This window comes from Streptococcus sp. GP0011 (genome assembly GCF_030546305.1).
Classification (GTDB): domain Bacteria; phylum Bacillota; class Bacilli; order Lactobacillales; family Streptococcaceae; genus Streptococcus.
Genome location: NZ_JAUONR010000001.1, coordinates 239,487 through 258,575 on the forward strand (window position 1 = coordinate 239,487; position 19,089 = coordinate 258,575).

The window sequence follows — 19,089 nt, forward strand, 5'->3', positions numbered from 1 at the left end:
ATAGAACTATGACAAAACACATTCAATGGAACGGAACACTTTCTCAAGAAGGCTATGACATTTTAAAAGGTGAGGGCGGATGTATTGTTTGTCCTACAAAAGTTGGTTACATTATCATGACGAGCGATAAGGCAGGTCTTGAGCGTAAGTTTGAGGCTAAAGAACGTAATCGTAACAAGCCAGGTGTTGTACTTTGTGGTAGCATGGACGAGCTACGCGCTTTAGCACAACTCAACCCAGAAATTGAAGCCTTCTACCAAAAACATTGGGACGAAGACATTCTCCTCGGTTGTATCCTTCCTTGGAAACCAGAAGCTTTTGAAAAACTCAAAGCATACGGTGATGGTCGTGAAGAACTCATGACAGACGTTCGTGGTACTAGCTGTTTTGTCATCAAGTTTGGTAAAGCTGGTGAACAGTTGGCTGCCAAACTCTGGGAAGAAGGTAAAATGGTCTACGCCTCATCAGCTAACCCATCTGGTAAAGGAAACCGCGGTAAGGTGGAAGGTATCGGAGAACGTATCGAAGGAGCAGTGGACCTTGTCATCGAAGCAGACGACTATGTGGCATCCATCCAACCCGATAAAACGATTGAAACGCGCTACGAGCAAGGTGTGATGGTATCTATGGTCGATAAAGACGGAAAACTCATCCCAGAACAAGGAGGAGACCGTTCAATCTCACCAGCTCCAGTTGTTATCCGCAAAGGGCTTGACATTGATAAAATCATGATGCATTTGTCAGATACCTTTAACTCATGGGACTACCGTCAAGGTGAGTATTATTAAGATTGAAGAAGAGGAGAGAATTTAATCTCTCCTCTTTCTCTCTCAATTTTACAAGCAAAAACCGAACAATATAATTTGATTATTAAAAATATTTGACAAAAACTGTACTTTGGGTTATAATAAATCAAGGAAACGTCGGAAAAAGGCGTAGAGATGCGCAAGCATAGGTAGGTCATTACAAAAGAAACGAGACATCGATATGTTAAATGAATTTCCAATTTTTGATTACGAAGATATTCAGTTGATCCCAAATAAATGTGTCATTAAAAGCCGTGCAGAAGCAGACACAAGCGTCACACTTGGAAATCACACTTTCAAACTACCTGTTGTACCTGCAAATATGCAGACGATTTTGGATGAGAATGTTGCAGAGCAATTGGCTAAAGGCGGATACTTCTACATTATGCACCGTTTTGATAAAGCGGGGCGCATTCCTTTTATCAAGCGTATGCACGATCAAGGGCTCATTGCTTCTATTTCAGTCGGGGTCAAGGATTACGAGTATGATTTCGTTAGCCAACTCAAGGCTGATGCTCCGGAATATATTACGATTGACATTGCTCACGGTCATGCGGATAGCGTGATTTCTATGATTCAACACATCAAGAAAGAATTGCCAGATACTTTTGTCATTGCTGGGAATGTGGGAACACCAGAAGCAGTGCGTGAACTGGAAAATGCCGGTGCGGATGCTACTAAGGTTGGAATCGGTCCTGGTAAGGTTTGTATCACCAAGGTCAAGACTGGTTTTGGTACAGGTGGCTGGCAGTTGGCTGCCCTTCGCTGGTGTGCTAAGGCTGCGCGCAAACCGATTATCGCTGATGGTGGGATTCGTACTCATGGCGATATTGCCAAATCTATCCGTTTCGGTGCTAGCATGGTCATGATCGGTTCCCTATTTGCAGGACATATCGAAAGCCCGGGGAAAACGATCGAAGTTGATGGGGAACAGTTCAAAGAATACTATGGTTCAGCTTCTCAATACCAAAAGGGAGCATATAAAAATGTGGAAGGTAAGCGCATCTTACTGCCTGCCAAAGGACACTTGCAAGATACCCTTACTGAGATGGAGCAGGACTTGCAAAGTGCCATTTCCTACGCAGGTGGACGAAAAGTTGCCGACCTTAAACATGTTGATTATGTTATCGTGAAAAACTCTATCTGGAACGGGGATGCATCTCACTAAGAGACACTTAGTCCACCAATAAAAAACTTGTTATTAGAGCAAATTTCTGTTATAATAAGACAAGTTTCCACCCTTAGTGTAATGGATATCACGTAAGATTCCGGTTCTTGAGATGGGGGTTCGATTCCCTCAGGGTGGATGTGAAAAGCCTATGAAAGCCTTAATAAGGCTTTTTTCTTTATCTCGCCCCAAGTTTTCCCCTAAAAATGAAAAGTTTGTTCTAAAAAATGCTCAAATCCCCTCTAGTCCCGTTTTAAAGTGACTCAGGGGGCTTTTTTTGTTATAATAAAAGAGACTGTTATCAGTTAGAAAGAGGTTGGTATGAAAGAATTACAAACTGTACTAAAGAAGCGTTTTGCAATCGAATTTGCAGACAAAAATTTACTGGAAACGGCCTTTACTCATACGAGTTATGCCAATGAGCACCGCCTCTTAAAAATTTCACACAATGAGCGCTTGGAATTTTTAGGAGACGCTGTTCTGCAATTATTGATTTCAGAATATCTTTATAAAAAATATCCTAGGAAACCAGAGGGAGATTTGTCTAAACTCCGTGCTATGATTGTCCGTGAGGAGAGTTTGGCTGGTTTTGCGCGTGATTGCCAGTTTGATCAGTTTATCAAGCTAGGAAAAGGGGAAGAAAAGTCTGGTGGGCGCAATCGTGACACCATTCTTGGCGATGCCTTTGAAGCCTTTCTGGGTGCTTTGCTTTTAGACAAGGATGTTGCTAGGGTAAAAGAGTTCATCTATCAAGTCATGATTCCCAAGGTTGAAGCAGGTGACTTTGAAATGATTAAGGATTACAAGACGCACCTTCAAGAGTTACTCCAGGTCAATGGAGATGTGGATATTCGCTACCAGGTGACCTCTGAGACGGGCCCTGCCCATGATAAGGTTTTTGATGTAGAAGTTCTGGTTGAAGGAAAGAGTATTGGAAAAGGTCAAGGTCGTTCTAAAAAATTGGCAGAACAAGAAGCCGCCAAAAATGCAGTTGAGAAAGGGCTGGATTCATGTATTTAAAGGAGATTGAGATTCAGGGATTCAAGTCCTTTGCTGACAAGACCAAGGTCGTTTTTGACCAAGGTGTGACAGCTGTCGTTGGGCCCAATGGTTCTGGGAAGTCAAATATCACAGAAAGTTTGCGATGGGCCTTGGGAGAGTCTAGTGTCAAGAGTCTTCGTGGAGGCAAGATGCCTGACGTTATCTTTGCTGGAACTGAAAGTCGCAAACCACTCAATTATGCCTCTGTTATCGTGACCTTGGACAATGAAGATGGCTTCATCAAGGATGCAGGGCAAGTCATTAAGGTAGAACGCCATATCTATCGTAGTGGAGATAGCGAGTATCGAATTGATGGCAAGAAAGTGCGCTTGCGTGATATTCATGACCTCTTCTTGGATACAGGTTTGGGACGGGATTCCTTCTCCATCATTTCCCAAGGGAAGGTTGAGGAGATTTTTAACTCCAAGCCCGAAGAACGCCGAGCTATTTTTGAAGAAGCTGCTGGGGTTTTAAAATACAAGACTCGTCGTAAAGAAACAGAAAGCAAACTGCAACAAACTCAAGACAATCTCGACCGCTTAGAGGACATTATCTACGAGTTGGACAATCAAATCAAGCCCCTTGCAAAACAAGCTGAGAATGCGCGCAAGTTTCTCGACTTGGATAGTCAACGTAAGGCGATTTACTTGGATGTACTGGTTGCCCAAATCAAGGAAAACAAGGCTGAACTAGAGCTGACAGAAGAAGAGCTAACGCAAGTTCAGGAACTTTTGACTAGCTATTACCAAAAGCGTGAAGAGTTAGAAGAGGAAAATCAAACTCTTAAAAAGAAACGCCAAGATCTCCAAGCTGAAATGGCTAAAGACCAAGGAAGATTAATGGATTTGACTAGTTTGATCAGTGACTTAGAGCGAAAACTAGCCCTATCCAAACTGGAATCTGAGCAAGTAGCCCTTAATCAACAAGAAGCGCAAGCCCGTTTGGCGACTCTGGAAGATAAGAGAAAGGCTCTAAGTAAGGAAAAGGCTGAAAAAGAAGCGAACTTGGAACAGTTAGAGAAAAGTCTAGCTGAAAACAACAAGGAACTCAATCGCCTAGAAGCAGAGTTGTTGGCATTTTCTGATGATCCTGACCAGATGATCGAGCTCTTGCGTGAACGTTTTGTCGCTCTTTTACAAGAAGAAGCGGATGTCTCAAACCAGTTGACTCGCATCGAGAATGAACTGGAGAACAGCCGTCAGCTGTCTCAAAAACAAGCAGATCAACTTGAGAAACTGAAAGAACAACTGGCTACAGCTAAAGAGAAGGCTAGTCAGCAAAAGGATGAGCTTGAAACTGCCAAGGAGCAGGTTCAGAAATTATTGGCTGACTACCAAGCTAGTGCCAAGGAGCAAGAGGAGCAGAAAGTTTCTTTCCAAGCCCAGCAGAGCCAACTCTTTGATCGTCTAGACAGTCTCAAAAACAAGCAGGCTAGAGCCCAAAGTTTGGAAAATATCCTAAGAAATCATAGCAATTTTTATGCGGGTGTTAAGAGTGTTCTTCAAGAAAAAGACCGCCTTGGTGGGATCGTTGGTGCAGTCAGTGAACATTTGACCTTTGATGTACATTATCAAACTGCCCTAGAAATTGCGCTTGGAGCTAGCAGTCAGCACATCATTGTAGAAGATGAAAACGCGGCAACAAAGGCGATTGATTTCCTAAAGCGCAATAGAGCTGGTCGTGCGACCTTTCTTCCATTGACGACGATCAAGGCGCGTACAATATCTAGTCAGAATCAAGATATTATCTCTGCAAGTTCAGGATTTCTGGGTATGGCAGATGAGTTGGTGTCGTTTGATAAGAGACTAGAAGCCATTTTTAAGAACTTGCTAGCAACGACAGCAATTTTTGACACTGTAGAACATGCGCGTACGGCAGCTCGACAAGTTCGCTATCAGGTTCGTATGGTGACACTGGATGGGACAGAGTTGCGTACAGGTGGTTCCTACGCGGGTGGTGCCAATCGTCAAAATAACAGTATCTTCATCAAGCCAGAACTAGAGCAATTACAAAAAGAAATTGCTGAGGAAGAAGCTAACTTGCGGTCAGAAGAAGCGAGTTTGAAGACCTTGCAAGATGAGATGGCGGTATTGGCAGAAAGATTAGAAGCTATCAAATCTCAGGGGGAGCAAGCTCGTATTCAGGAGCAAGGCTTGTACCTTGCTTATCAACAAACCAAGCAGCAGGTCGAAGAACTGGAAACGCTTTGGAAACTTCAAGAAGAGGAATTAAATCGCCTTACTGAAGGAGATTGGCAAGCGGACAAGGAAAAATGCCAAGAGCGCCTTGCTACTATCACCAGTGAAAAGCAAAATCTGGAAGCTGAGATTGAAGAGATTAAGTCTAACAAAAACGCTATTCAAGAACGTTATCAAAACTTGCAGGAACAGATTTCTCAAGCGCGCTTGCTTAAGTCAGAACTGCAAGGACAAAAGCGGTACGAAGTGACTGATATTGAACGCTTAGGCAAGGAACTGGATAATCTGGATATCGAGCAAGAGGAGATTCAGCGTCTCCTCCAAGAAAAGGTTGATAATCTTGAGAAGGTTGATACGGATTTGCTAAGTCAGCAGGTGGAAGAGGCCAAAACTCAGAAAACAAATCTCCAACAAGGTTTGATTCGTAAGCAGTTTGAGTTGGATGATATCGAAGGCCAGCTGGATGATATTGCCAGCCATTTGGATCAGGCTCGTCAGCAGAATGAGGAGTGGATTCGTAAACAAACGCGTGCTGAAGCCAAAAAGGAAAAGGTCAGCGAACGCTTGCGCTATCTACAAGCTCAATTAACTGACCAGTACCAGATCAGCTACACTGAGGCTCTAGAAAAGGCTCATGAACTGGAAAATCTCACTCTGGCAGAGCAAGAGGTTAAAGATCTTGAGAAAGCTATTCGCTCACTCGGTCCAGTCAATTTGGATGCTATTGAACAGTACGAAGAAGTCCACAATCGTTTGGATTTCCTCAATAGCCAACGAGATGATATTTTGTCTGCGAAAAACCTACTCCTTGAGACCATCACAGAGATGAATGATGAGGTTAAGGAACGATTCAAATCAACCTTTGAGGCGATTCGTGAGTCCTTTAAAGTGACATTTAGACAGATGTTTGGCGGTGGTCAGGCAGACTTGATATTGACTGAGGGCGATCTTTTAACTGCTGGTGTGGAGATTTCTGTCCAACCTCCAGGTAAGAAAATCCAGTCTCTCAATCTTATGAGTGGTGGTGAAAAAGCCCTATCAGCCTTGGCCTTGTTGTTCTCCATCATTCGAGTCAAAACTATTCCTTTTGTTATCTTGGACGAGGTAGAGGCAGCGCTGGACGAAGCCAATGTCAAACGTTTTGGGGATTACCTCAACCGCTTTGACAAGGATAGTCAGTTTATCGTCGTAACCCACCGTAAGGGGACGATGGCGGCAGCGGACTCTATCTATGGAGTTACCATGCAAGAATCAGGTGTTTCTAAGATTGTTTCGGTTAAGTTAAAAGATTTAGAAGAAACAATAGACTAGTTACCAAATGATAGCATCTCTTAGGAGGTGCTATTTTTTTAAACTAAAGTGCTAAATTTTCTCTTATGGTCAGTTCAGGCGCAAAAAACGACATTTGGGATTTCCTCTTAGCGAAAAGACTTTCTCTATGATATAATAGTTTCATGATTACAACAGTACCTATTAAGAACGAAAAAGATATTGCAGTACCAGGGAAAACAGTCCTTGTACTAGGTTATTTTGATGGCATACACAAGGGACATCAGAAACTCTTTGAAGTGGCCAGCAAGGCTTCGATGAAGGATTATCTGCCAGTTGTCGTAATGACCTTTACAGAGTCGCCAAAACTTGCCTTGCAACCATACCAACCTGAGCTTATGCTCCATATCGTCAATCATGAGGAACGGGAGCACAAGATGAAATGGCATGGGGTAGAGGCTCTTTTCTTACTTGACTTTAGTAGCAAATTTGCTAGTTTAACGGGTCAAGAATTCTTTGATACCTATGTTCGAGCTCTAAAACCAGCTATTATCGTAGCAGGATTTGACTATACTTTTGGCTCTGATAAGAAAACTGCGGATGAACTGAAGGACTATTTTGATGGAGAGATTATCATTGTTCCTCCGGTCGAGGACGAAAAGGGAAAGATTAGTTCCACACGGATTCGCCAAGCTATTCTTGATGGAGATGTCAAGGAAGTCAACCATCTACTCGGCACTCCGCTCCCATCTCGTGGCATGGTCGTTCACGGAAATGCTCGTGGGCGTACGATCGGTTATCCAACAGCCAACTTAGTCCTCAGAGATCGAACCTATATGCCAGCAGACGGTGTTTACGTAGTTGATGTAAAAGTACAACGTCAGAGATATCGTGGCATGGCAAGCGTTGGGAAAAATGTTACTTTCGATGGAGAAGAGCCACGTTTTGAAGTCAATATTTTTGACTTTTCAGATGATATTTACGGTGAGACCGTCATGGTCTACTGGCTGGACCGTGTCCGTGATATGGTCAAATTTGACTCCGTAGAGGAACTGGTAGACCAACTCCAGAAAGACGAAGAGATTGCTCGGAACTGGAAGGATAGAGACTCGGTCATTCAAGGGGCTCAGGTATAGAAAACGTCTGAATAAGTTTATAGAAGGTTTAGTTTATTTGATTGTAGTTTTGAAAGAGTGATATAATTCTTTTTAGTTCCCATAATTCCCTATTTTAGCATCTACTTATGCTCAGAATATAGACGAGGCTTTATTATGCAAACGCAAGAAGAAATGAATGTTCTGGTACCGGAAAAATTAGCAGAAATTGAGCGTGATTTCGATGTCAAAGTTTTGTGGGCTATCGAGTCTGGTAGTCGTGCCTGGGGATTTGAGTCTCCTGATAGTGACTTTGATGTGCGATTTATCTACAAACACAAGCAGGATTTTTATCTCCGTTTGAATGAACAGCGTGATGTTATCGAGCTACCAATTGACGATACTTGGGACGTGAGTGGCTGGGATTTAGACAAGACTTTAAAACTCCTTTATAAGTCTAATCCTACACTGTTTGAATGGTTACAGTCACCAATTGTTTATCAACAAACGGATTTTATTGAGCGCATACGTCCACTTGCCAACCAATATTTTTCTGAGAAGAAAATGCTCCACCATTACTTGAACACTGCTAGAACTCAAATGAATAAGTATCTTTCAGGAGACAAGGTCAAACCTAAAAAGTATTTCTATGCGCTGCGTCCTATTTTGGCCTGTCGTTGGATTGAAAAATACCATTCTGTTCCTCCAATTTTATTTGACGATTTGGTCAAAGAATTGCTTCCTGATGAGATGAAAGAGCATGTGTCAAGATTGCTTGATATCAAGGTAAATGGATCTGAAGGTATGGAAATTGATCCGATAATGCCAATTCAAGATTATATTTTAGCTAACATCCAAGAGTTGGATGCATACGTTCAAAGTGTTAGAGAGGAAAAGAAAGAGTGGAAAGCTCTAAATCAATTTTTCCTTGAAGAATTAGGCCACGACTGAGGTTTTTTATGGGTAAATGGACATGTAAATGTGGGCAAGCAATGAATGACCGCCGAGCGCCCGATCCAAATGCTTATTCAGTTTATTCGGATGAGTTGTTTGAAGAAATCATAAATAAAGCTGACGACCATAATAAAATTTCTTATGATGATATTTCTGAAGCATCATTTTATATGTGGAAGTGCCCCGAGTGTGGCAGTTTCATGGTTTTTGGCGAAGACGGGGAGAGAGAGCGCTTTACTTTTTATGAGCGCCAAGAAGTAGAAAAGGTAGAGCCTCTCTTTGATCCAGATCAAGAGTTAAATCTTGTTGTGGTTGAGTTTCAGGAGGGAGGGAATGGTTATACTTATATCTGTGATGACCCAAATATCCATATAGGACACGCTGTTATTGTCCCAGTCGGGAAGGAAAATACTGAAAAAACTGCTTTAGTTGTACAGAAGTATCATGCCCTACCAAAGGATATCACTTTTCCTGTTGAAAAGTTAAAACGTGTCATTCGTAGGTATTCACATTTCGACCCAATCACTTCGAAAAACGTTTGTAGAAATATAATAAAGCTGGGAAGAATTCTTGATGCTTGCTCCAAAAACGCTAACCCCAACTCTCAGCAAACATATTATAGTATCAAAACTCCTTTAGGCTATTTCTGGTTAGAATTAAATGGAGTTCCGATTCCAATGAAAATCACACAGATTCAAGTCAAAGATAAAAAGTACCAAGTTGATAGCGCCCTTTATATAAAGCCTTCAGAGATTAATTGTAGAAGATTCTATGAATTGGAGTTATGTGCAGATTTTGATATTGATGCCTCGAGATGGATCGATGTTCTCTCTGATGAAAATGTTTGGGGCAATATCTGGGAACTAAATGGTCTTCAATTTGGTATTACTGCAGGGGAGTCGCCAGAATTTGAAGACGAAGTTGTAGCAAGAAAGTATAGTCGTGTCCCACTTTATTATGACTGGCACCCTGAATTTGAAGATTATTATGGCTTCAGTTTAGCTTGGAAAAAATACGAGTCTGATAGCGATTTGTCAATTTTTTTCTATACAACGTAAGAAGCGGGAGGATATGTATGAATCAAGCATGGGATTTATTGTTTGAGGGTAAGATTAATGAGGCTAAAAAATTAGTTGAAGCTGATTTTTTATTGGAAACTTGCACAGATTTTAGTTTGTTAAATTTGATGGGGTATATTTATCTTGAAGAGCAAAAATACAACGAGTGCTTAAGTATCTATCAGCGTTACATTGACTTAGCACGAACTAAAAGCGACCCAGAAAATGAACATATAGGCTATCATCAGTTAGCCATGGTTTATCGTGAAATGAATGAATTTCAAACAGTCCTTTTCTATATCGAAAGAGAGCAAAAAGTCATTGAAGAAGCTTTTACAGAGGATACCCTCAAATCTTCTGTTAACAATTATGAGCAAGGTTATTTACGATTAAAGCTAGGGAAAGTAGTAGAAGCATTCATGTATATGGAACAGTCCTTAAAACAAGCTTTGCAAACAGATGATTTGATTGCCCAAGCTTGTGCTTATAGAGGTTTAGGAGAGATTGGTTCGATACAAAATCCTGAAGAATCACATGAAAATTTTTTACAAGCTATCGCTCTTTTTGAAAAGGCTGGCGATCAGATTGGTGCTCAAGAGGTTAGAAACTTACTAAATAATAAAAAGTAGCCTGTTTAGGCTACATTTTTATTGAAACACGCGATAGACATAAGGATTTTCTGGTTTGTCTACTTTTGTGAAACTCTCAACCTCTAGTGTTGGGAGTTTTTGTTTGAGTTCTTTATGGTAATGGAGGGTCAGGGTTCCTCTGGCGGTAATCCAGGTATTGTCAGGATACTGGCGTGAGTTTCCCTTGGTCAGGAGTCCATATACTCCAGAGTCTGCGATACAGTGGATGATTCCAAAGCGAAAGAGGAACTGGCTATCTGGGTGGCTAGGATCGTTATAAACAAAGCCTGTAAACTCGATTTTCTTTCCTTCAAACTCTTGAGGATAGTCATAGAGAACTTCCATGACTTCCATATAGTTTTCATCAGTGATTTGAATGGTTGGTTGGGTGAGGTATTTGTCAGCTGTAGACCTCATTTCCTTTTCATAAGCAGATTTGGAAAAATAGGTGCTGGTATCGGGTTTGAGGTATTGACTGGATGTTCCTTCGCTTGCCTGAATGGCTGTGTCGATTCCCTCAGCAAGTGGGAAATGATATCCCTTAGCAGATACGGTTCTCGAGTCCAAACTTACTGTCGGAAAGGCAACTCCAATCAAGAGAGGTAGTGACAGTAACAGGATGCTGATTTGTCTAGCTCGACGACTTTCCATATGGCTGTGAGAGTTGATTTTCTTAATCCAGATGTAGAATTGGACTAGAGCCAACAGAAGGGAAAGGATCATGGAGATATAGACTAGATAGGAATAGTGGAGGTTAATGTAGTGACTGAGCTTGCCAGATAGCTGCAGATAAAGGGTCAGAGCAAAATAACCTAGTAGAATGATAAATCGGATCATAGCATCACCCCCAACATGTAAGAATAAAGCAAGACAAGCACTGTCACGATGCCCATGAATTGCCAGATGAAGTTGATTTTGAGGTAGTGTTTCATCATGAGGAGATTTTTGATATCAAGCATGGGGCCAATGACCAGAAAAGCAAGGACTGGCGCTAGGCCAAAGCTCGAGAGGAGAGAAGCACCGATAAAGGCGTCCGCCTCGCTACAAAGAGAGAGGAGAAAGGCTAAAAACATGAGCAAGAGAATCGCAAGGACTGGACTTGCGCTGATAGAGGTCAAGATCCGAGTCGGGACATAGACCTGCACGATAGCTGCAAAGAGACAACCAAAGACCAAATAGCGCCCTATATCGAAAAACTCGTCAATAGCTTGTATAAAGACCTGAAAGACTTTTCTAGCAGGCTTCAAATGAGAAAAATCATGCTCATGACAAGCGATAGGATTCCCTTTTTGAATGGATTCCTTCCAGAAAAATTCTAGGAAAATCCCAAGCACCAGAGCAATCAAAATAGCTCCCAGCGCTCGCAAGAAGGCAAGTTTTATTGAATTGCCAAAGGCAGAATATGTAGCGAAAAGAACGATAGGATTGATGATGGGAGCAGTCACCAGAAAAGGAACCGCTGTGTAGCTGGGCACTTTCTTTTCCAAAAAACGATTGATAATCGGAACGATTCCACATTCGCAAGAAGGAAAGAGAAAGCCAATGAAGGTACCAAAAAAGATCCTCCCCCAACGATTGCGAGGAAGAAACTCATAAACTTTATCAGGTGTGATATAGACCTCAATCAACCCCGAAATGAGACTCCCAATCAGGACAAAAGGAAGGGCTTCAATCATGATGGAGAGAAAAATAGCTCCCGCTTGTAATACACTAGGAGGAAGAGATTGGAAAACAGTCATCTATTTTTTCTTCTCAACTTTTTCTTTTTTATCTTTGTCATCTGGGAAAGTGACTTGTGTTAAGTCAGGAAGTTTTGCGAATTCTTCAAACATCTTGTCCAAATCATCCGTTTTTGTAAATTTAACAGCCATGGGCCTACCTCTTTTCTATATTCTATCTCTATTATACTATTATTTTGTGGAAAAGGGATTATTTTGATAATCAAAGAGGTAAAAAAGGGTAGGACGAAACAAGGGCAGTTCCTTATGGTATAATAGGTTTATGGATAAAAAATATGAAAAAATCTCCCAAGATTTGGGAGTAACCTTAAAGCAAATCGATACTGTTCTAAGTTTGACAGCAGAAGGGGCGACGATTCCCTTTATCTCGCGTTATCGAAAGGACATGACTGGTAGTTTGGATGAGGTGGCGATTAAGGCCATTATCGACTTGGATAAAAATCTGACAAATCTCAACGACCGTAAAGAAGCTGTCTTGGCTAAGATTCAAGAACAAGGCAAACTAACCAAGGAATTGGAAGCCGCTATTTTGGCAGCTGAAAAATTAGCAGACGTTGAAGAACTCTATCTTCCTTATAAGGAAAAACGTCGAACCAAGGCAACTATTGCCCGAGAAGCTGGACTCTTTCCTCTCGCACGCTTGATCTTGCAAAATGTAGATGGTTTAGAGAAAGAAGCTGAGAAGTTTGTCTGTGAAGGATTTGCGACTGGTCAAGAAGCCTTGGCAGGTGCGGTTGATATCTTGGTAGAAGCCCTATCCGAAGATGTGACCTTGCGTTCACTGACCTATCAGGAAGTGTTGAGACACTCTAAAATCACTTCGCAAGTCAAGGATGAAAGCCTTGATGAAAAACAAGTTTTTCAGATTTATTACGAATTCTCAGAGACAGTTGGCAACATGCAGGGCTATCGTACCTTAGCCCTCAATCGTGGGGAAAAAATAGGGATTTTGAAGGTCGGCTTTGAACATGCGACGGACCGTATCTTATCTTTCTTTGCTGCTCGTTTCAAGGTGAAAAATGCCTATATAGATGAAGTAGTTCAACAGTCAGTTAAGAAAAAAGTCTTGCCTGCTATCGAACGACGCATTAGGACAGAATTAACTGAGAAGGCAGAAGAAGGAGCTATCCAACTCTTTTCTGACAACCTGCGCAATCTCCTCTTGGTTGCTCCACTGAAAGGGCGCGTGGTTCTTGGATTTGACCCAGCCTTTCGTACAGGTGCCAAGCTGGCTGTCGTTGATGCAACAGGGAAAATGCTGACGACTCAAGTCATTTATCCTGTTAAACCAGCCTCAGCTCGTCAAATCGAAGAAGCCAAGAAAGATTTGGCAGACTTGATTGGTCAATACAGTGTAGAAATTATTGCTATCGGAAATGGAACTGCCAGTCGTGAAAGTGAAGCCTTTGTGGCAGAAGTTCTGAAAGATTTTCCAGAAGTCAGCTATGTTATCGTCAATGAAAGTGGCGCTTCTGTCTACTCTGCTAGCGATCTTGCTCGTCAGGAATTTCCAGAATTAACTGTTGAAAAACGCTCTGCTATCTCTATCGCCCGTCGTTTACAAGATCCGCTTGCCGAATTGGTCAAAATCGATCCTAAGTCAATCGGTGTCGGCCAGTACCAGCACGATGTCAGTCAGAAGAAACTGTCTGAGAGTCTGGACTTTGTCGTCGATACCGTAGTTAACCAAGTCGGTGTCAATATCAATACAGCCAGCCCAGCACTTCTTTCACACGTAGCTGGACTCAATAAGACCATTTCTGAAAATATTGTCAAATACCGTGAAGAAGAAGGAAAAATCACTTCACGCGCTCAAATCAAGAAGGTTCCTCGTCTGGGTGCTAAAGCCTTTGAGCAGGCTGCTGGTTTCCTCCGTATCCCTGAAAGTAGCAATATCCTAGATAATACTGGAGTTCACCCAGAAAACTATGCTGCAGTTAAGGAGCTCTTCAAACGCTTGGATATCAAGGACTTGAATGAAGAAGCTCAAAGCAAACTCAAGTCACTTTCAGTCAAAGAAATGGCGCAAGAACTAGACCTCGGTCCAGAAACCCTTAAAGATATCATTGCTGACCTTCTCAAACCAGGTCGTGATTTCCGTGACTCTTTTGATGCTCCAGTTCTCCGTCAAGATGTACTGGACATCAAGGATCTTGTTGTCGGACAGAAGCTGGAAGGTGTGGTGCGTAATGTCGTTGACTTCGGTGCCTTCGTTGATATCGGGATTCACGAGGACGGCTTGATTCATATTTCCCATATGAGTCGCAAATTTATCAAACATCCCAGCCAAGTGTTGTCTGTTGGAGATTTGGTAACGGTTTGGGTTAAGAAAATCGATACCGAGCGTGAAAAAGTCAATCTGTCGCTCCTCGCTCCAGATGAATCTAACTGAGTACGTTCAGTCTGTTTCACTCGAAGACTTTGGTAGACCTTTTATACACCAAGCCCAGTGGAATTCTCGTCTACGTTCGACAGGTGGGCGATTTTTCCCCAAGGATGGGCATTTGGACTTTAATCCCAAGGTCTATAATGAACTAGGTTTGGAAGTCTTTCGCAAAATCGTGCGCCATGAACTCTGTCACTATCACCTTTATTTTCAGAAAAAAGGATATCGACATAAGGACCGAGATTTTAAAGAACTTTTGAAAGAAGTGGATGGACTGCGCTATGTACCACCCATGAAAACACAATCTCAAAGTGCTTACCTAGTCTATCAGTGCCAATCTTGCCAGCAAAGTTATCAGCGTAAGAGAAGGATTGATACCAAACGCTATCGTTGTGGCGTCTGCCGTGGTAAACTCGTCATCTTAAATCGGCCTAAGGACTGATGTTTGTGAACCTGTTTCATGCTATACTACTTGTAAGAATACCGAAAGAGGAACAAATCATGAATAATAAATTTTATAAAATGAAACGAAATAGTATGGTATCGGGAGTTTTAGCTGGTCTATCAGACAAGTGGAATTTTGATGTGACTCTAGTTCGCTTTCTCTTTGCTATTTTTACCATATCAAATTTTGGGATTGGCGTGATTATCTACATCATCCTAGCCTCTATCCTGCCAACTAAGGAAGAAATCGAAGCAGAAATGTATGGAACAGGACCACGCAAACGCAAGGAAGCCCAAGCCATTGAAGACAATGATGGATGGTTTTGGTGATAATAGTTGAAGCATGAACTTCGTCCAAGAGGACGAAGTTTTTTTAAACTTGTCAAATCAAATCCTGAAATGGTATAATAAATCAGTGAATACAATAATTTAGAGAGATTAATATGGCTAACGAAAATAAAACGTTTGAATTACAAAGTTCTGAAATTGACTTTGACTATGAACAGTTACTTGAAATAGAAAATTCTTTAGAAAATAACCTTAAGGATGTTGTTGAACACATAGAGCAAGTTGATATAGATAGAGAAAAATTACAAAATAATGAATACCTTCAAGAATCTATTGAAAATATAGTTTGGGAACAAGTACAACTTCAACTTGCTGCCCAAATAGGTGAAGAGTTTATTAAAGATAACAACGGTCAAACTCTAGATTTACGAAAAGACGCACATATACAAACTGCTGAAAATTTTGAAAAAGGAAAACTAGCAACTCATAATAGAGATGTCGATTATCAAGAAAGATACGATACTTGGCAAAATAATTTTGTTAAAGATGACTTAGGAAATATTAAAACACACTCAACTCGTTCAGGAAAAATTGTAAATACTTTAACCAAAGATGCGAGAAAACCATTTGACGCAGGACGACCAACAGGTTCAAAAGAAAAAGGAACTCAGATGGATCATACAGTTTCTGCAGGAGAGATTATACGTGATCCAAAGGCAAATGCTTTTTTGACAAAGGAAGAGCAGATTGCTTTTGCAAATAGTAAAGTTAACCTTAACGAAATTAGGAGTGAAGTTAATCAAGCGAAGGGTGATCAATCTACAACTGAATTATTTGATAATCCAAATTCTAAAGGGCAATACGCTAGAGAAGTCCATAATATTAGTTCAAAAGAAGAGAAACAGTTAATTGAGAAAGATAAAGAGGCACGCGAGGAATACGATAGAGTAAGAGATGAAGCTGAGAAGCGAGCTATAAAATCTGGTAAAAAATCACGACGTGACGAGGCTTTAAAAGTTTCAGGAAAAGCTTTTAAAGCAGCTCTTTTACAGTTACTATCAGAATTTTTGCGAGAGTTAATTTCAAAATTTATCTCTTGGCTTAAAGAGACAGAGAGAAACTTATCAACTTTTATTGAAAAGATAAAAGAGGCCATCATTTCATTTGTAAACAACTTATCAAACCACTTATTAAACGTTGGGAAATCAGTGGTTACGATGATAGCTTCTGCGATAGTTGGACCTGTAATTAACACTTTTCTTAAAGCTTGGACATTTATTCACCAAGGTTGGAAGTCATTAAAAGAAGCAATTGATTATCTAAACAATCCAGATAACAAAGAAAAAAGTGTTCAGATAATGATGCTAGAAATCGGTAAAATTGTTGTTGCTGGTTTATCGGCTACTGGGGCAATTGTACTAGGAGAAACTTTAGGAGCTTCTCTCACAGCTAGTTTTCCAGTCCTAGCTGTTTCTATACCACTTTTAGGAACAATCGGCAGTGTTATTGGAACTTTTATGGGAGCGACCTTATCTGGAATTATTGGCGCTTTTGTATTAAAAATGATTGATCAGCAAATTGTCAATAAACAGATTACTGAATTAAGTTCTAAGAAAATTGATCAAAATAATGAAATGTTAGTAATCAAAGATCAATTACTAGATGTAAAGAGCATAAAGCTTCAAGTAGAACAAGATTCTGTTATCAATACTATTAAGGAAAGACACGATATGGCTGCTTCAATAATGAAAGAAAAGCTATCAGATATTTTTGAAGAATCTACAAGAGACGAAAAAAGTGACTTTGATGAGATTGATGCATTATTACAAGATTTACTAGATTAAGGAGATAAATATGGAACAAGAAGTAGTTGAGCAAGAACAGGAAAAATTTGAAATAAACATTAGCAAACATGATTTCGATGAAGCGAAAGAGCATCTGAAAGAGTTTGCTGAACAAAGTCAAGATGAACTGTATTTTGATAAAGTTAGAACTCACGATGATTTCTTCGGTTTTGAGTTTGCTGAACATGGAGTGACAGGAAACGAGTTTAATACGTTAGTTGAACAAACTCAAAATTACATTTCAAAATTTTATGATAATCAACAAACACTTATTGAAGAATTTGGTCAAGTTTATAAAGCTTTAGAAGCGCTGGATAAAGATTATATTCAAGCTATTCTTTCTTCTGTAGCTGCCATTGAACATAACAACAAAAAAATTCTGAAAGAGCAGGCTCGTATTGATAAAACCATAGAGAAACAAAAATTAACATTAGAAGCTCTTAAGCAGTTTAAAGAGAAATTTAACGAAGAAAAAAGTAAAAATTCTATCGTCGAACATGAGGAACGACTTTCTACACTAGATGATAGAATTGTCAACTTAGAGGGCGCTGTTAGTCAGCTTCCTTTGGAACCAGTCTCTCACACTGCTGAGATTGAAGAACTCAGAAGAGAGTTGAAAGAAAGTAAAGAACAAATTCAACTTATTTCCAATCGACTACTTACAGTTTTTATCATATCTGGAGTATCTATTGGAATGTTAATTATTGCTTTACTTTTTATGTTTTTGAGGTAGATTATGACTATATCCCGTGATAAACTAATTGAGAGCGCCAAAAAATTGGATCGACAACTGGGTAATGAGTCGACTTTTCTCACAAAAGTGAATGAGATTATAATTGATCATTCAGACACAAATAAAGTAGCAGATTTATATAAATCTATATATTTATTTCAAAAAGAGAATAAAATAAGCAAGATAAGTCAAACGCTAAAAGAATTATCTGATAATTTAGCTTGTTATTTAGGTTACTCTTATCTTTTTGAAATACTAGGGAAGGAGTTAGGAAAACGTAACAACTCTTCTTTGGATGAATTGATGAAGGAATTAAATCAATTAGTTGGTTTACAAAAAGTTAAAGAGGAAGTTTCGAGGTTAGTTATATATCAAAAGGTTCAGTCCAAAAGAAAAGAGTCTGGGCTAAAAGTACCAAAGAGAACTTTACATATGGCGTTTATGGGGAATCCTGGTACTGGAAAGACGACAGTGGCCAGAATTGTAGGTCGGATGTATTATCAATTAGGCCTTCTTTCAAAGGGGCATTTTACCGAAGTCTCCAGAACAGATTTAATCGCTGGTTATCAAGGTCAAACTGCTTTAAAAGTAAAAAGTGTCATTGAAAAAGCAAAAGGTGGCGTTTTATTCATAGATGAAGCTTATAGTATTACAGAAAATGACAATACGGATTCATATGGACGAGAATGTTTAACAGAATTGACAAAGGCTCTAGAGGATTCAAGAGATGATCTAATTGTTATTGTTGCAGGATATACTGATCCAATGAATCATTTTTTTGAATCGAATCCTGGTCTGAAGTCTCGCTTTAATTATTTTATTAATTTTGAAAATTATTCTTCTACAGAATTGTTAGATATTCTTGAAACTATAGCAAGAAAAGATGACTACCAGATAGACGATAAGTTGAAAGAAATATTATTAAATTATTTTAATGATAAGTTAGAAAGTAATCTTACCAATTTTTCTAACGGTCGTTTTGTTCGAAATCTTTATGAAGATTTAATAATGAATCAAGCAGTTCGAATTGATCAAAGTGAAAATTTGACTTCAAAAGATTTAACCTTGTTGATAAAAGAAGACTTTTCTTTAGAAGAAAACTGTTCTGCTTATATAGAAATATAATTAATTGAAAGAATACATCATCAAATTGTAGCTACATTTCTTACTGATTGATTCAGACTGAATAGTGAATTTTAACCCTTGCATCCGCAAGGGTTTTCTTCTTGCCTTTCTTTTATGGTAAAATATTGATAGCGAAATTGCTTGTTTTTTTTTAATCTTACAAAAATGTAAGATTAAAGTCTCTTTTGTAAGGTTAGGTTATGGCAAGACCTCTTTTTTTGAGATAAACTAGACTCATAAAGAACAAAGGAGCAAAACCATGAAAAGAATCTTACATAAGAAAACAAGAAAACCAAGTCAAAAAGATATCGAG

17 protein-coding genes and 1 tRNA gene are annotated in these 19,089 nt (G+C 39.8%); 15 read left to right on the plus strand and 3 right to left on the minus strand.

Annotation, left to right across the window (positions count from 1 at the left end; all coding sequences use genetic code 11):
• Positions 1 to 8 precede the first annotated feature (8 nt).
• From Q4443_RS01210 to Q4443_RS01250, 9 genes are all read left to right on the plus strand, one after another.
• Complete coding sequence (locus Q4443_RS01210; protein WP_000160506.1) at positions 9 to 788, plus strand: L-threonylcarbamoyladenylate synthase; 780 nt, start codon at positions 9 to 11, stop codon at positions 786 to 788.
• 199 nt (positions 789 to 987) lie between these two features.
• Positions 988 to 1,974: a GMP reductase gene (locus Q4443_RS01215; protein WP_049518795.1), complete on the plus strand. Its 987-nt coding sequence runs from the start codon at positions 988 to 990 to the stop codon at positions 1,972 to 1,974.
• Positions 1,975 to 2,041: 67 nt separating this feature from the next.
• Positions 2,042 to 2,113: transfer RNA gene (locus Q4443_RS01220), tRNA-Arg, on the plus strand.
• A 182-nt stretch (positions 2,114 to 2,295) separates the two neighbouring features.
• The gene (gene rnc, locus Q4443_RS01225; RefSeq protein WP_049518794.1) at positions 2,296 to 2,994 is read left to right on the plus strand and encodes a ribonuclease III; all 699 of its coding nucleotides are present in this window, start codon (positions 2,296 to 2,298) and stop codon (positions 2,992 to 2,994) included.
• Positions 2,985 to 6,524, plus strand: coding sequence for a chromosome segregation protein SMC (gene smc / locus Q4443_RS01230; protein WP_049518793.1), 3,540 nt, complete (start codon positions 2,985 to 2,987; stop codon positions 6,522 to 6,524). Before rnc ends, smc begins: the two co-directional genes overlap by 10 nt.
• Positions 6,525 to 6,667: 143 nt before the next feature.
• Positions 6,668 to 7,618: a bifunctional riboflavin kinase/FAD synthetase gene (locus Q4443_RS01235; RefSeq protein WP_049518792.1), complete on the plus strand. Its 951-nt coding sequence runs from the start codon at positions 6,668 to 6,670 to the stop codon at positions 7,616 to 7,618.
• A 135-nt stretch (positions 7,619 to 7,753) separates the two neighbouring features.
• Positions 7,754 to 8,527 (plus strand): nucleotidyltransferase domain-containing protein, encoded by a 774-nt coding sequence (locus Q4443_RS01240; RefSeq protein WP_001194454.1) that lies wholly within the window; start codon positions 7,754 to 7,756, stop codon positions 8,525 to 8,527.
• A gap of 8 nt (positions 8,528 to 8,535) precedes the next feature.
• Positions 8,536 to 9,588, plus strand: a complete 1,053-nt coding sequence (locus Q4443_RS01245) for a hypothetical protein (protein ID WP_049518791.1) — start codon at positions 8,536 to 8,538, stop codon at positions 9,586 to 9,588.
• Positions 9,589 to 9,605: 17 nt separating this feature from the next.
• Positions 9,606 to 10,217 (plus strand): lipopolysaccharide assembly protein LapB, encoded by a 612-nt coding sequence (locus tag Q4443_RS01250; RefSeq protein WP_049518790.1) that lies wholly within the window; start codon positions 9,606 to 9,608, stop codon positions 10,215 to 10,217.
• Between the two features lie 18 nt (positions 10,218 to 10,235).
• On the opposite strand, the gene Q4443_RS01255 is transcribed toward Q4443_RS01250, so the two are convergent.
• The 3 genes from Q4443_RS01255 to Q4443_RS01265 are packed head-to-tail and all read right to left on the minus strand — an operon-like array spanning position 10,236 to position 12,088.
• Positions 10,236 to 11,054: a TIGR03943 family protein gene (locus Q4443_RS01255; RefSeq protein WP_049518789.1), complete on the minus strand. Its 819-nt coding sequence runs from the start codon at positions 11,052 to 11,054 to the stop codon at positions 10,236 to 10,238.
• On the minus strand, positions 11,051 to 11,956 hold the full coding sequence (locus Q4443_RS01260; RefSeq protein WP_049518788.1) for a permease: 906 nt from the start codon (positions 11,954 to 11,956) through the stop codon (positions 11,051 to 11,053). The genes Q4443_RS01255 and Q4443_RS01260 overlap by 4 nt, the downstream gene beginning before the upstream one ends.
• Positions 11,957 to 12,088: an SPJ_0845 family protein gene (locus Q4443_RS01265; RefSeq protein WP_000268696.1), complete on the minus strand. Its 132-nt coding sequence runs from the start codon at positions 12,086 to 12,088 to the stop codon at positions 11,957 to 11,959.
• A 130-nt stretch (positions 12,089 to 12,218) separates the two neighbouring features.
• Between Q4443_RS01265 and Q4443_RS01270 the strand changes: the two genes are divergently transcribed.
• The 6 genes from Q4443_RS01270 to Q4443_RS01295 all read left to right on the plus strand — a co-directional run bounded on the left by Q4443_RS01270 (position 12,219) and on the right by Q4443_RS01295 (position 18,776).
• Complete coding sequence (locus tag Q4443_RS01270; protein WP_268721783.1) at positions 12,219 to 14,348, plus strand: Tex family protein; 2,130 nt, start codon at positions 12,219 to 12,221, stop codon at positions 14,346 to 14,348.
• Positions 14,335 to 14,784, plus strand: a complete 450-nt coding sequence (locus Q4443_RS01275) for a SprT family protein (RefSeq protein ID WP_049500010.1) — start codon at positions 14,335 to 14,337, stop codon at positions 14,782 to 14,784. The genes Q4443_RS01270 and Q4443_RS01275 overlap by 14 nt, the downstream gene beginning before the upstream one ends.
• A 59-nt stretch (positions 14,785 to 14,843) precedes the next feature.
• Entirely contained in the window at positions 14,844 to 15,116 is a 273-nt protein-coding gene (locus Q4443_RS01280) for a PspC domain-containing protein (protein WP_049500008.1), read from the plus strand.
• A 113-nt stretch (positions 15,117 to 15,229) separates the two neighbouring features.
• Positions 15,230 to 16,918: a hypothetical protein gene (locus Q4443_RS01285; protein ID WP_049500006.1), complete on the plus strand. Its 1,689-nt coding sequence runs from the start codon at positions 15,230 to 15,232 to the stop codon at positions 16,916 to 16,918.
• A gap of 10 nt (positions 16,919 to 16,928) precedes the next feature.
• Positions 16,929 to 17,651, plus strand: a complete 723-nt coding sequence (locus tag Q4443_RS01290) for a hypothetical protein (RefSeq protein WP_000434516.1) — start codon at positions 16,929 to 16,931, stop codon at positions 17,649 to 17,651.
• A 3-nt stretch (positions 17,652 to 17,654) separates the two neighbouring features.
• Positions 17,655 to 18,776 carry an AAA family ATPase gene (locus Q4443_RS01295; protein ID WP_000156039.1) on the plus strand — a complete coding sequence of 374 codons (1,122 nt, stop codon included), beginning with the start codon at positions 17,655 to 17,657 and terminating at the stop codon, positions 18,774 to 18,776.
• Positions 18,777 to 19,089: the final 313 nt, after the last annotated feature.

Excerpts from the sequence above, each read along its gene's own strand:
- Q4443_RS01240 (WP_001194454.1), top strand. The coding sequence starts at position 7,754 with ATGCAAACGCAAGAAGAAATGAATGTTCTGGTACCGGAAAAATTAGCA.
- Q4443_RS01210 (WP_000160506.1), top strand. The coding sequence starts at position 9 with ATGACAAAACACATTCAATGGAACGGAACACTTTCTCAAGAAGGCTAT.
- Q4443_RS01260 (WP_049518788.1), bottom strand. The coding sequence starts at position 11,956 with ATGACTGTTTTCCAATCTCTTCCTCCTAGTGTATTACAAGCGGGAGCT.
- Q4443_RS01280 (WP_049500008.1), top strand. The coding sequence starts at position 14,844 with ATGAATAATAAATTTTATAAAATGAAACGAAATAGTATGGTATCGGGA.
- Q4443_RS01265 (WP_000268696.1), bottom strand. The coding sequence starts at position 12,088 with ATGGCTGTTAAATTTACAAAAACGGATGATTTGGACAAGATGTTTGAA.
- Q4443_RS01270 (WP_268721783.1), top strand. The coding sequence starts at position 12,219 with ATGGATAAAAAATATGAAAAAATCTCCCAAGATTTGGGAGTAACCTTA.
- Q4443_RS01275 (WP_049500010.1), top strand. The coding sequence starts at position 14,335 with ATGAATCTAACTGAGTACGTTCAGTCTGTTTCACTCGAAGACTTTGGT.
- Q4443_RS01235 (WP_049518792.1), top strand. The coding sequence starts at position 6,668 with ATGATTACAACAGTACCTATTAAGAACGAAAAAGATATTGCAGTACCA.
- Q4443_RS01215 (WP_049518795.1), top strand. The coding sequence starts at position 988 with ATGTTAAATGAATTTCCAATTTTTGATTACGAAGATATTCAGTTGATC.
- Q4443_RS01250 (WP_049518790.1), top strand. The coding sequence starts at position 9,606 with ATGAATCAAGCATGGGATTTATTGTTTGAGGGTAAGATTAATGAGGCT.
- Q4443_RS01285 (WP_049500006.1), top strand. The coding sequence starts at position 15,230 with ATGGCTAACGAAAATAAAACGTTTGAATTACAAAGTTCTGAAATTGAC.
- Q4443_RS01245 (WP_049518791.1), top strand. The coding sequence starts at position 8,536 with ATGGGTAAATGGACATGTAAATGTGGGCAAGCAATGAATGACCGCCGA.
- Q4443_RS01295 (WP_000156039.1), top strand. The coding sequence starts at position 17,655 with ATGACTATATCCCGTGATAAACTAATTGAGAGCGCCAAAAAATTGGAT.
- Q4443_RS01290 (WP_000434516.1), top strand. The coding sequence starts at position 16,929 with ATGGAACAAGAAGTAGTTGAGCAAGAACAGGAAAAATTTGAAATAAAC.
- smc (WP_049518793.1), top strand. The coding sequence starts at position 2,985 with ATGTATTTAAAGGAGATTGAGATTCAGGGATTCAAGTCCTTTGCTGAC.
- Q4443_RS01255 (WP_049518789.1), bottom strand. The coding sequence starts at position 11,054 with ATGATCCGATTTATCATTCTACTAGGTTATTTTGCTCTGACCCTTTAT.
- rnc (WP_049518794.1), top strand. The coding sequence starts at position 2,296 with ATGAAAGAATTACAAACTGTACTAAAGAAGCGTTTTGCAATCGAATTT.